The organism is Ferrimonas futtsuensis DSM 18154 (genome assembly GCF_000422645.1).
Taxonomy (GTDB): Bacteria; Pseudomonadota; Gammaproteobacteria; order Enterobacterales; family Shewanellaceae; genus Ferrimonas; species Ferrimonas futtsuensis.
This window is the reverse complement of record NZ_AUGL01000001.1, coordinates 196,168-209,870: the sequence shown is the minus strand read 5'-3', so window position 1 is coordinate 209,870 and position 13,703 is coordinate 196,168. Positions and strand designations below refer to the sequence as shown.

11 protein-coding genes are annotated in these 13,703 nt (G+C 60.4%); 1 reads left to right on the top strand and 10 read right to left on the bottom strand.

Going from position 1 to position 13,703, the window contains the following annotated elements:
- Window positions 1-231 precede the first annotated feature (231 nt).
- Window positions 232-1,878, bottom strand: a complete 1,647-nt coding sequence (locus G505_RS0100970) for an HAL/PAL/TAL family ammonia-lyase (protein ID WP_028107885.1) — start codon at window positions 1,876-1,878, stop codon at window positions 232-234.
- 551 nt (window positions 1,879-2,429) lie between these two features.
- Here G505_RS0100970 and G505_RS0100965 point away from each other — a divergent pair.
- Complete coding sequence (locus G505_RS0100965; protein ID WP_028107884.1) at window positions 2,430-3,965, top strand: sigma-54 interaction domain-containing protein; 1,536 nt, start codon at window positions 2,430-2,432, stop codon at window positions 3,963-3,965.
- A 130-nt stretch (window positions 3,966-4,095) separates the two neighbouring features.
- Here G505_RS0100965 and G505_RS0100960 read toward each other — a convergent pair whose 3' ends face one another.
- From G505_RS0100960 to G505_RS0100920, 9 genes are all read right to left on the bottom strand, one after another.
- Window positions 4,096-5,229 carry a hypothetical protein gene (locus tag G505_RS0100960; RefSeq protein ID WP_425402162.1) on the bottom strand — a complete coding sequence of 378 codons (1,134 nt, stop codon included), beginning with the start codon at window positions 5,227-5,229 and terminating at the stop codon, window positions 4,096-4,098.
- Between the two features lie 175 nt (window positions 5,230-5,404).
- Window positions 5,405-5,737, bottom strand: a complete 333-nt coding sequence (locus tag G505_RS0100955; RefSeq protein ID WP_028107882.1) for a DUF2956 domain-containing protein — start codon at window positions 5,735-5,737, stop codon at window positions 5,405-5,407.
- 95 nt (window positions 5,738-5,832) lie between these two features.
- Window positions 5,833-8,031, bottom strand: a complete 2,199-nt coding sequence (locus tag G505_RS0100950) for an OmcA/MtrC family decaheme c-type cytochrome (RefSeq protein ID WP_051215775.1) — start codon at window positions 8,029-8,031, stop codon at window positions 5,833-5,835.
- 89 nt (window positions 8,032-8,120) lie between these two features.
- The gene (locus G505_RS22935; protein ID WP_157508941.1) at window positions 8,121-8,324 is read right to left on the bottom strand and encodes a hypothetical protein; all 204 of its coding nucleotides are present in this window, start codon (window positions 8,322-8,324) and stop codon (window positions 8,121-8,123) included.
- Window positions 8,325-8,336: 12 nt separating this feature from the next.
- Window positions 8,337-9,062, bottom strand: coding sequence for a DNA-binding protein (locus tag G505_RS20185; protein ID WP_035384943.1), 726 nt, complete (start codon window positions 9,060-9,062; stop codon window positions 8,337-8,339).
- Entirely contained in the window at window positions 9,059-9,598 is a 540-nt protein-coding gene (locus tag G505_RS0100935) for a hypothetical protein (RefSeq protein WP_028107880.1), read from the bottom strand. Before G505_RS0100935 ends, G505_RS20185 begins: the two co-directional genes overlap by 4 nt.
- Window positions 9,531-10,226, bottom strand: coding sequence for a CbiQ family ECF transporter T component (locus G505_RS22215; protein WP_051215774.1), 696 nt, complete (start codon window positions 10,224-10,226; stop codon window positions 9,531-9,533). Before G505_RS22215 ends, G505_RS0100935 begins: the two co-directional genes overlap by 68 nt.
- Window positions 10,213-11,511: an ATP-binding cassette domain-containing protein gene (locus tag G505_RS20175; protein WP_051215773.1), complete on the bottom strand. Its 1,299-nt coding sequence runs from the start codon at window positions 11,509-11,511 to the stop codon at window positions 10,213-10,215. Before G505_RS20175 ends, G505_RS22215 begins: the two co-directional genes overlap by 14 nt.
- Window positions 11,481-13,535: a TonB-dependent receptor gene (locus G505_RS0100920; RefSeq protein WP_028107879.1), complete on the bottom strand. Its 2,055-nt coding sequence runs from the start codon at window positions 13,533-13,535 to the stop codon at window positions 11,481-11,483. The genes G505_RS20175 and G505_RS0100920 overlap by 31 nt, the downstream gene beginning before the upstream one ends.
- Window positions 13,536-13,703: the final 168 nt, after the last annotated feature.

Here is a 13,703-nt window from a genome sequence, read left to right as displayed (position 1 = left end):
ATTCATGAGCCGCCCCACAAAAGCACGAAATGTCGGCTTGACCAGTTACGAAATATGGTGATTCGTTACGAGTTATTGGAGTGATTTTCGTAAGGCATGGGCAAAACGGGAAGGTTTCTTTTCTATTGCGGGCGGTCGTTTGCGATGGCGGTCTGCAGATTACGACATTTGGTAAATGCGGGGTGCGCAAAAGCCGGCCCTGGGGCCGGCTTTTCAAGGGTGAGACAACCCTTAGTAGGCTTTCACAAACTCGGACGAGGCCTGGAAGTCAGGAGTGTAAGGGCGATCCTTATCCACGAACTTAACCAGCTTGCGGTACTCCTTGTACATCTTGCCGGTGTCTTTACCCAGCTTCAGCTTGGGGTTACCCATCTTACGCAGGTCAATGGCCTGGGCAGAGTGGAACAGCTCAAGGCCGAAGATGTAGCTCATGTTGTCGGCAATCTGAATCAGATTGTCGGACGCCAGCTTCAGGTTGGTGAAGGTGTCTTCGATGTTACCGGCGATGGCCACACCTTCGAAGCTGACAGGCTGAGCCAGTTGTTTGTTGCGTACGTGCAGATCCACGTATGCCTTCTGGACCGCACCGAAGGCGTGACCCATGTTACCTGGCGCAGTCAGGAAGCGGGGCAGGTGGGTGAAGTGGTCGTCAGACAGTCGGGTGGTGCGCATCACCGAGTTGTGAGACACCTGGGTCATGGCCACACTTAGCTGCTGTACCGCCATGGCGACGGGCAGAGGGTTGAAGTTGGTGGTGGGGAACACACCGCCCTTGCCGTCGATCAGGTACTTGGCCACCTGAGGCTTGTTGACGTACTCCTTGCCTGGGTTCAGAACCACGGCAGGGTTATCGTCGGAGGCGTTGATGTGAATGCTCAGCATCTTCTCCAGCTCGTCTGCCGCCTTTTCCGCCATGGCAAAGGTGTAGCCGGAGGTACGGAAGGAGAGCGGATCCTGCAGAGGGCGATCCTTGTTCAGCTCCCACAGGTAGGAACCGTCCAGCGTGTTCAGGATGGTGTCGGCAGTGGCCTGAACATAGGGGAAAGGACGCACGTCGTTGGTCTGAGGCAGGAAGGGGGCAACGTTACCGTTCAGACCTTCCAGAGACAGACCAAACAGGGTGGGTGCCACGTCCAGAACCTGCTCGGAGTCCTTCAGGGCCTGCATGGCGTAGGCGGTTGCGAATGAGTTGTTGGACAGGATGGAAAGGGCGTCCTTACCGATGGGGGACAGAGGCTCGATGCCCGCCTTCTTCATCGCCTTGGAGGAGCTCATGCGCTCGCCCTTGTAGTACACGTCCCACTCACCCAGCATCGCCAGGCCTACGTGAGAGGCCATCAGGATGTCCGCTTCGCCAACGGTGCCCTTGGAGGGAACCACGGGAACGATGTCGTTATCCAGGTAGGCTTCATAGAGATCGGCAACCACAGGTTGTACGCCGGTCTGACCGTGCAGCAGGGTGTTCAGGCGGACCACCATGCCCAGGCGAACCAGCTCGGCCGGCATGGGCTCACCTAGGGCGGCGGAGTGGGCGCGCAGGGCGTTGTACTGGAATTCACGAGATGCCTTCAGAGCTTCTTCGGTCATTTCGCCGGAAGCGTCAAACAGCTTGTGGTCCTTGTTCAGGCCCACACCTACGGTCAGACCGTAAACGGGCTTGCCCAGGCGTGCGGCGGTCATCAGGGTGTCGAAGGCTTTGTCCAGACGCTTGTGGGCTTTCTTGGCGATGTCCACGTTGGCGTCGCCTTTGGCGATGGCCCACGCCTGATCAAGGGTCATGTCGAAACCGTTCAGGGCGATGGTATCCTTGGCCAGGGCGCTGCCGGCGCTCAGGCTAAGGGCAAGGGCAAGTGCGACTTTACTCGTTACAGCTTTCACTTCACTATCTCCAGCTTATCTATTGTTAGTCTGCGAAGGACAGGGGGTTTCCCTCGTCTCTTGCCCTGTGGTTGCAGCTAGTGTGCCAGCCGTGCCAAAGGGGGGGTTTGGCCGCAGAACTATGATCGGCGGCTCCAAGCTACGATATATCGTACATTCATTTACTGGATATCGTGGTTATCTACGAAATCTAACCAAGGGCTTCTTTGGGTTGAGAGTGTGGCATCGTCACACTAAAGGAATAAGCTGTCTCGGTCTAAGGATGTGAACAATATCAAAAAAATCGTACTTTGTGGGCTCAGGCCCAGAAAAAAGAAATTGTGATCTAAAGCGTATTTTAAACTGGGTTAATAAGATAATAAATGCAAAAAATAGCGGTGTATAAAATGGAAATTAAGCCGATGCTTAATTAAGAGATTATAAAAATGATAGCGGGGCTTCATTTTTTAAAATTCCCTATATAGCTAAATATAAATACATGACCTGACCCCCGGTTTGCCCTGAGGCTGTGACTTACCATTACGAGACTTCGTAACTGCCTGAGCGTTTCCATGTCTTCCGAACTGCGCTTTTTCTATGAGGTGACCCAGCGGCTGTCTGGCAGCCTTCAGCTGGAGTGCTCCCTCCAATCCTGCCTGGAGTACCTGGCGGACCACATCCCGGTGGATGGCATCTACATCAACATCTTTGTGGCGGAGAGCCAGGAGATTCAGATGCTGGCTCACGCCAATGCCGGCGGCGGACAATTGCTGGATCGGCGCATCGCCCTGACACCCGAGATGTGTGAGGGACTGACGAATCGGGAGCGTCCGCCCATCCGCATCCTCAACGCCATCGAGCAGGACAGCGTGACCCATCATGTGTTGTCTCAGCTGATTCCGGATGCCAAATCGGTGATGTTGCTGCGGATGCGCTGCGACGATTTTCACCTCGGGGTGGTGGGTCTCTACTCCAGGGAGGAGCACAGCTTCCGACCTCGACATGGGGATCTGCTGCAGTCGCTGCATCAGCCCTTTGCCATGGTCACCGCCTTCAACCTGCAGGGACGTAACCTGCTGGCGGAGAAGGCGCAGCTGGAGGCGGAGAATCGCAGCCTGCGCCGCACCATGGACAGCCGGGATGAGGTGATCGGCGCCCACGCCGGACTCAAACAGGTGATGGAGCAGGTGGAGGCGATTGCGCCGCTGGACAGCACCGTGCTGATTCAGGGGGAGACCGGCAGTGGCAAAGAGGTGATTGCCAACGCCATCCACGTACGCTCGGCCCGGGCGGGACGCCCCTTTGTGAAGGTCAACTGTGGTGCCATCCCCGACAGCCTGATCGATTCCGAACTCTTTGGTTATGAGAAGGGCGCCTTTACTGGCGCCGAGAAGCGCAAGCAGGGTTACTTCGAGCAGGCCAATGGCGGCACCATCTTCCTGGATGAGCTGGGTGAACTGCCCCTGTCTGCCCAGGTTCGCCTGCTGAGGGTGCTGCAGAGTCGCACCATAGTCCGGGTTGGCGGGGTGGAGCCGGTGGAGCTGGATATCCGGGTGGTGGCCGCTACCCACAGGGATCTGCAACAGATGGTCAGGGCCGGTGGCTTCCGGGAAGATCTCTGGTACCGACTCAATGTGTTCCCCATCGCCATCCCTGCCTTGCGTCAGCGCCGGGGTGATGTGCCGCTGTTGGTGCATCATCTGCTGGAGCAGTTTCGGGTGCGCTTCAAGCTGGAGCGGCTCCCCAGCATTGCGCCCGAGCAGTTGTCGCGGCTGCAGAACTACGACTGGCCGGGCAATGTGCGAGAGCTGGTGAATGCGGTGGAGCGGGCGATGATCCAGTCCAGGGGCGGGCCACTGCAGTTCGATTTTCTGGCGCCGGGCAAGCATGACCAGGTGCCCATCGCCTCTGGTGGCGAGACCGTGGTGATCGATCCCAGCCGCGCCGGGGATCACCTGGTGCCGCTGGACACCATGACCGCCAAGTACATCGAGCATGCCCTGCGCCTGACCGGGGGTAAGATTCACGGGCCGGGGGGCGCCGCCGAGCGGCTGGAGGTCCACCCCAATACCCTGCGCAGCAGGATGAAGAAGCTGGGATTGATGTAGAGAATCAGAAACGGAAAAAGCCGGGCAGTTGCCCGGCTTTTTTATGCGACCCGTTTGTGGATTCCATAAAAAAGCCACCGCGCGACGCGGTGGCAAAAGGGTCAGGAAAAATTGAACAGGGGAGAACGGGTTAGAAGTAGTAACCGAAGTTGATGTTGATACGCTGGTCCCAGCCATCGCCGGCCTGAGGCAGGCCTACGTGGTCATCCATCTTGGTGGAGAAGGTCATGTTCTTACCTTGGATGAAGTCGGCCATGATGTAGACAGGACCGGCGGAGATGGCGGCACCGGTGACGTTCTGGAAGCTGTCGTCGAAGCTGGCGTCGTCGGTATCCGGGGTCAGCATGCCGAAGTCGTTGTAGAACTTGATGCTGCCGAAGCTGGTGGGGATGGTCTTGGCGATGTTGAAGGAGTAGATCTGGGCCTTGGACGCCACTTCGTACTGCCAGCCAGCGCCACCCAGACCAATCTTGTTGTTGTCCATGCCTTCTGGGTTCTCGGCATCGAACTCATACTGCATCGCCTGAAGCTGCAGGTTCCAGCCCTGGTAGCTGGCGTCCATGTGCAGGGCCACGGCGTAGCGGTCGCCGTTCTTCTCGGTCTTGGTGTTGTAGATCTGGCCGTACTCCAGGGAGTAACCGGCTTTGACGGTCAGCTCGCCGCTGCTGTGCTTGTACACCTGGCGCAGGTTCAGCTGGTTGGTTTCCTGGTTGTTGTACTCGGTGCCGTTGACTACGCCGTTGTAGATGTCGGGAGCGTAGGCCTTGTTGTCACCGGAGTTGTACTCGCCATTCTTGTAGAAACCAAACTCTGTGGTCAGGTTACCGCTGTGGTGAATCGCCTTGGCGCCCACATCGAATTCATCCTCGAAGCCCAGGTAGTAGGGCAGGCCGAACCACCAGCTGTTGGAGATGAAACCGGGGTTACCGAAGGGGGTCTTGTTCACACCCAGCTGGAACTGCAGGTCGTCGTTCATCTGGTAGTAGCCGTAGCCCCACTTGATGAAGTGCTTGCCGGAGGCGAAGCGATATTCGCTGGAGAGGCCCCACTTTCCGTGAGTGCCGTCAAATTTCAGGGTCAGAACGTCGAAATTAAAATCGCCGCCCTTGTCTTTTTGCTGGTCATCGTAAAAACGAAGGCCGTAATTAACGCGAACGGAACCACCGATATTCATTCCATCTTCTGCCGCGGCATTCATCGCGAACATGGAGGAGAACAGAGCGGAGATCACCAAGGCGGATTGGGTCAAACGCATGGGCATCATCATATTTACCTATAGAGTGTTTTTTGTTGTGGTAAATAGAGAGCAGGGGGCGTGCCAAGAGAGAAAATACCCGTTTAGGGATGGGATTGTTTGAATTATGAAAGGAATTGACGAAATATGGTGATGCAGGTGTCACCATATTTCGTAATTGCAACGATATTTCAACGCCACAGAATCAGACCATCAGCAGGTAGGCGAGGAATCCGGCCCAGCTGAGCCCCAGCAGAATCCAGGGCAGGCTCGGTGAGCTGGCGTCAGCGGACCCAGTTTGCGCCACCGTTTGTGGTTCGGCGTCGGCCTTGGCCCTGACCTGCTTCTTCTTCAGCTTGTCCCGCTCGCGGGCTTTGGCCTTCTCGCGTTTCTTGTACTCGGCGATCCCCTTCTCGATCCCCTTGGCGATGAGTCGGGTCTGCTCTTTGGTCTGTCCCGGCTTCTGGGTGGCCCGGGCGATCTTCTCTGCTTCCGCCACCACCTGGGGAGAGGGGGTGTGTTGATCTTTCTTGCTCATGGGAACTCTGTCGTGATGCTGGAAGGGCAGTGTAACCTTGCCAGCGGGACAAAGAAACAGGGCCCCAACCGGGGCCCTGTGGGGTGAGGTCCAGGTTAGTGACCGTGGACCATGTCGATGCCAACGGTCTTGCCCTCTGCGTGGCAGGTGGCGCAGCTTTCTACCGGCAGGTTGGGGCTGGAGTCCGGATTGCTGTCCACTGTGGCTCCCATACTCTCGAAGTGAGCCATGGCGGCTTCATCCGCGTGGGCATGGCAACTGCGGCAACTGGCTGCAACCGGTGTGATGTACTGGTCGGCGCCGATGGCGATGGCGCGTTTGCCTGAGGTCAGGCCACCGTCGGCGGCAAACAGCGGCTGGCCGGGTGTATGGCAGGCACCGCAGTCGTTGATGGCGCTGGGATAACCTTGCAGTTCCACATCGCCATCGAGGTAGACACCGTGGGCCTCTTCGTTGTCCCAGGCGCCGCTGTGGTAACGGTGTACCACGGTCACCAGATCCCGGTTGGCATAAGTCAGTCCAGGCACGGCGCTGAAGCTGCCATCGTCGTTGATCAGGTTAACCCCAGGGTGGAAAGAGCCGGCCCAGGTGCTGTTGTGGCAATGCATGCACTGGGTGAACTCGGTGGCGCCGTGGGTACCTTTCACATGGGTCAGGTTTTCGTGGCAGGTATTGCAGTTGGCCTCGGTGACCGTGACCCGTTCGGGCTGGCTGTGGCGAGCCAGGGTAGGATCGCCGCCATCCAGATTGAAGTAGGCCACAGGCGCCAGGTTGGCGTAGCCGGTGCCGTCCGCCTCACAAGGCATGGCCATGCCTGCCTCCCCACAGAACTGCACTTCGGCGGTCACATAGACGGTTCCGACAAGAGAGGTGTCGGCCAGATCCCTGGCTACCGTCAGCACGCCCCCGGTCAGGCTCACCCGGTCACCATGGATATCCAGGGTGGTGTTGCGGGTGACCACGCCGTCGCTGGCCACATTGCCCAGAAGAATGCCTCGGCCGGTGTTGGTCATATAGGGGGTAAAGTCGAAGCCGTCTGCGGCCGGGGCGCCATTGAAGCTGAGGTTGGCGGTGACCGTCAGGGTGCTCAGGCCATCGTCCACGCCGTTGTCGCTGACCGTGGCAGAGGTGAACTCAAACGCCATCCCCGGGGTGGCCGCCATCATGGCACGGCGCATCGGCATATGGCTGTCCGCCACTGTGCCAGGCAGACCCGGCCCGGCAGGAGGCGCGTCGGCCCCATGACAGGTATCGCATCCCCGATCAGTGCCGACGGCGGTGATGTGGTTGGCGGCCGCTTCACTGGTGTGACAGGCCTGGCACGCCTGTCCCCAGATATTGGCCTGCCAGCTGTCCATCTCACCGTGACAGTGCTGACACTGGAACAGCTCTGCCGGGTAGCCGACGGTGTCAAACCCTTCCAGGGCGCCCGCATGGATGCCGTGAATCATCGGGGCAAAGTCGGCACCACCCAGAGCCGGGGTATGGCAGGCGACGCACTGCTCCACCTTCTGGTAGTTGCCGTGGCGTGACACATAGGCGAATCGTTCGTCCCCTTCCGGATACCCCTCCAGGGCGCCATGACACTGGATGCAGGCGGCGTTGGCGACGCTGTCCTTGACCGAAATGGCGTCTTCCCCGGTGGCGGGAATGAAGTCCTTGGGCTCGGACATCACCTTGTCCTCGACCCCTTCACCGTTGCTGTCCACCAGGTCATAGGCGCGGATCACCACCCGATGCAGGGCGTTGGCGTCGCCATCGGCCAGGATCACCGGGGCGTTGCCATCGTGGCTCCAGCTGCCGGTGTAGCGACCCGGATTGTCCGGATCTTCCACAAGGGTACAGGCATTGACCTCGTTACCCCTGGAGGTTGCGGTGCCGGTTGGAGTACAGAACATGGAGCTGCCAAACTCGTTGGCCTGGGTATGGCTGATCCACTGCACCGGCGCGCCGCTGTCGCTGCTGTTGCCGGCCTGATTCATCACATAGAGGGCGATGCGGGACAGGCCCACCAGGGGCACGGATTCACCACGCTCGTTCTTGCCGGAGGCGGAAAAGGCCAGGGCAAAGGGGTCGGCGCCGGTGACGGTGATGCTTTCCAGGGTCAGGGTGACATCGGAAGCCAGTTCAGCGCCCCGGGTGAAGCCGTCACTGGGTAGCCCAGGATCCCCGGGAGGACCGGGAGGACCTTCTGGTCCTGGGGCACCGTCTGCGCCATCGTCGCCATCACAGGCGCCCAGCATCAAGGAAGAACCCACCAGCAGGGCGAGTCCCAAGCGATTCCAACTGCTCATCATTACTCTCCTTTTTGTCCTTATAGGGAGGTGCTCCTAAAAGGTAGTTGAGCTTGGTTCGCCTCGACAGGAAAAAACCATAAAAAAGTTCAGGAGAATAATGTCTTACTGTTTTGGTCGGGTACTTGGTTCGTCGATGTGTCCGGGTGACGGCACAGGTAACCGCTGGGCAGCCAGCGGCGGTAGGCACAATTGACGCAGGAGCGAAGCTGGTCATCCACCTGCTCATCCTCATCGTCCGGGTGAAATCTCTGGCATTGCCGCGCCCTGAATCGGCTCTTCTCCAATTTCATAGTGTGGGTTCCTCAGTAACTGTGTAGGTGACGCTTCTGGGCGTTGACCCACCGCTGATCATCACGGGACACCAGCAGGGTCATGCGGTGATTGAGCAGTACCGCCTTGAGCTTGCCCTCCAGATTCACCTGCTCTGTTGGGGACAGAGGCTCGTGGCTGAGAGACAGCACCTGATCCAGCGAGGTCTCCCTGAGCAGTTGGGCTACGGTAAAGCGCTCCCCCTCTCCCGGAGCCTCGAACTGCCCCTTGAAGCGGCCGTCGCTGCCGCCGAGTCTGAGCCCGAGCCCAGCCAGGGCACCGATGATGCCGTCGCCGGTTCCCCCATGTTCGGACAGCAGGGCGCCACAGCGTTCGGCCATCTCATAAGCCTGTTCCTTGGTGAGGACCTCGCGTTTGGCCCGGCAACCAAAGTCGACCAGGGCCCGACGGCAGGCACCGTCTTCCCCCTGAAACAGGCAGAGGCCGGGGTCGGAACCGGCCGCCGACTCCCGGTTCAGATGATCGATGGCCAGCTCCCGAATGGCCGCCAGGGGGCCGGGCTGACTGATGGAAAAGCACATGGCGCTGTTGTGGGAGGTGTAGGGGATTGACTCGTGAACATAGAGTTGATGGCGGGTGACGGCGCTGCACTCCCCCAGCCCCAGTTGCTGGATGCGGGTGGCCAGTTCCTCTGCCAGTTCGCCGGTACCCTTGGTGCCGATCTGGTCTGTGTCGTCGATGCAAAGATAGAGGGTCATTGTGGGTGTCTCCTGGGTGAGAGCAGTTGATGGTGCGCCAGCAGCGACATCAGCGGGGGCACCGCCAGGGCGCCAAGCAGGCTGAACAAGCAGCCCCCCAGCCCCTTCCAGGCCAACTGGGCGGCGATCACCGAGGCATCGGCGCCGGCGAGATAGAGTTCCACGCCGCCCTTGAGCAACCAGGCGGTCAGACCGGCAAGGGCCACCAGCAGCGCCTGGATACGAAACCAGGGGGCCCTGGGAAGCAACAGCAGCGCAGCTTCCATGGCCAGGGCGGGCAGGGCAAATTTCAGCACCACCAGGGGGCCCCCTTTGCCGACGCCCAACACCAGGGCCAGCAGGCCGGCCATCAGGCCACAGTAGAGAACACTGCCCCTGACCGGCACCAGCCCCCGGGCCAGAAGCAGGGTCAGCACCAGCAGAAACATGGAGTGGCCGGCCAACCCCAGCTTCAGACGCAGCAGGGACTTAAGGCCCACCATCAGCAGTGCCAGGGCACCGAGAAGTATGGCGTCGGCCAGGGGCAGTTTGGTCATGGTGTGTCTCCATCGGGAAGTGGGTCAGGGGGGCATCCGGGCGATAACCCCGGGCCTGAAGGGCGGTCGCCTGCTGCTGAGAGAGGCGAATCATGCGAATCAGCAGAGGCAGCAGCACCAGCTTGATCAGCGCCTGCCAGGCCTTGGGGTGCCAGAACTGATTTGGGGCCAGGGGGTGTCCTCGCAGTCGCTGCAGTTGATAGAGTTCTCTGGCCTCACGGGTCAGCCTGGGCAGCAGGCTCAGGGTGGTGGAGAGGATGAGTGCCTGATGGCTGCCCAGGATACCCCTCAAGCCGCGGACGACCTGATGAGACTGGGTGCTGAGGAAAAACCACAGTCCGGGCAGCAGCATCAGCATCATTCGGCCCCAGATCAGGCCGGCGGCCGTCAACCCCGAGGGGCCAAACCTGAGCAGATAGAGCAGACCGATCACCGTCCCCTGAATCAGGGCGAGGTATCTGAGTTGCCACAAGGCGCCACTGCCGCCAGGGCATCGCACTATGGCCCAGAGAAGCAGTAACGTCATGGGGAGCAGTAACCCAGGCGGCCCCAGCAGCACCAGTGAGGTGGCCAGGGGGGTCACCACCAGCTTGAAGCGGGTCTGGGCGACGGGGTCAGAGAGCAACAAGCCGGTTCTCCTGGATCTGCCACTGGTGAACGTCAGTCTCAAGGGGGTGATGACTGGTGATGACCGCACTCCCTCCGGCCGCGACCCGTCGCTGCAGCGCCAACCACAGACGTTGGCGGCTGTCGTCATCCAGGCCGGCGAAGGGGTCATCCAGGATCAACAAGTCCGGTTCCAGGCAGAGTTGCGCGGCGATGGCCACCAGGTGCTGCTGGCCGTAGGAGAGGGTCTGGGGAGAGCGCTGGGACAGATGATCCAGCCCCAGTTGCTCCAACTCGGACTGGATGCGCAGATTCGCCTGCGCCTCGGTCAGGCCCTGAAGGCTGAGGCCCAGAGCCAGTTCGTCAATCACGGTCCGGGCGCTGAGTTGATGGGAGGGAGACTGACACACCAGTGCCAGCCGGCAATTGCTGCGCACCTCTATGGCGTCGGGGCGGGCGCCGCCCAGGCCGACAATGGCCCGAGCCAGGGTGGTTTTGCCTGTGCCGTTGGCCCCGCTGATGATCGCCGCTTCTCCCTGTGCCAGAGAGAGGTCGGAGAGCGACAGCCGGCGCTCGGCCAGGGGCAGAGAGCCCTTGAGGCGCAGGCGCCACTGCCCCGGTGCCTGGCTGGGCCAGGGCGGTATCGAGGAATGGGCTACAGGAGCAGAGCTCAATCCCTCTCGGGCCAGGGTCAGAGTACGGTCACACAGATCCTCGTAGGGAGCGTGGCAGTGGTCGCAGATCACCAGGGCCACCCCCCGTCGTTTGAGGTCCAGCAGCAGAGGCTTGAGAGAGCGAAAGCCCTGCTCATCCAGTTGCCCCCAGGGTTCGTCCAGCAGCAACAGTTGCGGATGAGCCACCAGCTGACAGGCCAGCAGCAGCCGATACTGCTGGCCCTGGGAGAGGGCTCGGCAAGGGTGCGTGAAGGGCAGGTTAAGACCGACCTTGTCCAGTGCCTGACGGACCCTGGCCGCCATGGCATCAGGTGCCATGCCCAGGGTTTCCAGCCACAGAGCCACCTCCGGGCCGATCATCTCCCGCACCAGCTGCAGGTCAGGGTCCTGCATCACCAGGGCGGCTCTGCCTTCCATCCTGATCTGGCCGGTATCCGCCGGCAGCAGCCCGGCCATCAACTGCAGCAGGCTGCTCTTACCGATGCCGGTATCCCCCCGGATCAGCAGTGCCTCACCGGGGGCGAGGCACAGATCCAGGGGGGGCCAGAGCGGTACCCCCATGCGTTTCAGGGTGACCCCGGACAGGGTCAGAAGGGCCTGGGTCAGAAGCTGCCCCTCAGGCTGATCATCCATTGACGACCCGCCGCCGGCAGATCTTCGCTCTGCTCATACTCCTGGTCCAGCAGGTTGGTGGCGGTCAGTTGCCAGGAGAGCCCATCCCAGGGAAGGGGCTGACTCAGGCTGAGATCCACCAGGCTGTAGTCCTCGACGTCCACGGGGCCATTGGTGTCGTAGTAGACCTGATCCATCACCCGCTGGGCGTCCAGACGCGCCTTGAATGCCCAGGGCAGCCTCGCCAGCAAGCTGACCTTGACCATGTGAGACGGACGGTTCTGCAACTGCTCTCGGTTCTGGTCGTCTTCGCCGCGGTTTTCCGCGTCCAGGTAGCTGTAGCTGAGATCGATATCCAGGTCATCCAGGCTGCGGTTGCTCAGCAGCAGATCGGCACCGCGGAAGCGGTATTCGGCATAGTTGCGATACACATCCTCCATATCTTTCTCGATGTAGTCGTCCACATCGGTGTGATAGAGGGAGAGCTGCCAACTGGTGGCGGCGGTCAATTGCTGGCTGATGCCCACCTCAAACTGAACCGTGGTCTCCGGGGTCAGATCCGGGTTGGCACCGCTGCCTTCGTAGAGGTTACGCAGGGTGGGGAAGCGCACTTTTCTATTGGCGGAACCGAACAGCCTGGTGTCCTGATCAATCAGGTAGTAACCGGAGGCCAGGGCGGAGTAGCGGTTCTTCTCCTCCAGATCGCTGCGATGCCAGCCGGCGGAAAGGGTGGCGCCGTAGTTGCCGTCGGCCAGCCACTGGTACTCCATCACCAGGCTGGTGAGGTTCTGGCTTTCGTCCAATTGGGTGATGCTGGGTTGAACGCTGCCGCCGCCAGTGCCGCCGCCAGTGCCACCGCCAGTATCGCCACCAGTACCGCCACCGGTACCGCCACCAGTACCGCCACCTGAGCCATTCCCGCCAGCCAGGGCGGGCGCGCTCTTGTTGCTGCTTGCGGAGCTGGCCAGTTTGGTGACCGTGCCTTGGTACTGCTGGTTCTCCAGAATGGCCGCAGTGGTCAGCAAGTGGTGGTCGCCCTGCAGCAGCCACTGCAGGTTGACCCCCTGGTTGACCGCCTTGGAATCACTGGTCTGCTTCAGATCCTGATAGTCGGCGTCGTTAAAGCGATTCTCCAGCTTATCCTGCCAGTTGTAGTAAGCGAAGCCACGAAGGCCGCCCATCACACCCAGGCGATGGGAGAAGGTCAACTGGACTCCACCCTTCTCCAGATCGTCCACCCGCTCATACTTCACCTTGCTGTCCGCCAATCGACCGATGCGGGCAGGCTTGCCCCACTCGGCCTCTTCATATTCGGCGGTCAGGCCGAGGCGGGTATCATCGCTTAGCTGCCAGTGGCCACTGCCGTAGAGGCTGTTACTGCGATTGTCGCTGTTGTCTCTCAGGCCACCCTCCTCTGCTGGTGCAGGCTGAAAGTCATCGGGCAGTGGAAAGCCGTCCTGACCGTGACCCGAATAGGAGAGCAGCAGATCACCCTGTTTGCCCTCTGTGGCCACCGCGGCCCCCGCCTGCCAACGGTCATCATTGCCCAGACCTGCCTGAGCGGAGAGGGCTTGCTGATCGCCACCGGTACGGGTGATCACATTGATAACCCCGGCGTTGCCGCCGGTGCCATACAGCAGGGAGCCGGCGCCCATGGAAACCTGGATCTCCTGGATGCGGTCGGCCGGGATCAAGCTGGGATCAAACTGGCCGTCATAGCTGGAGTTGGCCGGTACACCATTGACCAACAGCAGCACATGACGGGTCTTGAAGCCGCGCATATCCACCCTGGGCCGCCCTTCGCCGCCGGTGCGGACGTAGACGCCAGGCAGGGTCGCCAGGGCCTGATCCAGGGTTATCACCCCCTGATTCAGTAACTGTTGCTGATCAATGCTGAAACTGGTGGTGGCCAGTTGCTGAGGAGCCGGGGCATCACCGGAGACAACGATCACCTCCTGGACATTGAAGAACTGATCAGACTGAGCCGTGGCGAGAGGGGAGCACAGGCCAAGGGCGATGGCCCAGGACAGGGGTTGTAACCGCATAGTGAGTGGATTCCTGACAAGAGAAGCGAGACCGAATTGGCTTATTTTTTCAGCCGGGTTCACGGTTTTTCAATCGCGCCCTCTTTGCTCTTAGAGTTGGATCAACACCAAATGCCCCAAAAGGAAATGGATGACCTAAAATGACAGCGCTTCGTGGACATAATGTCC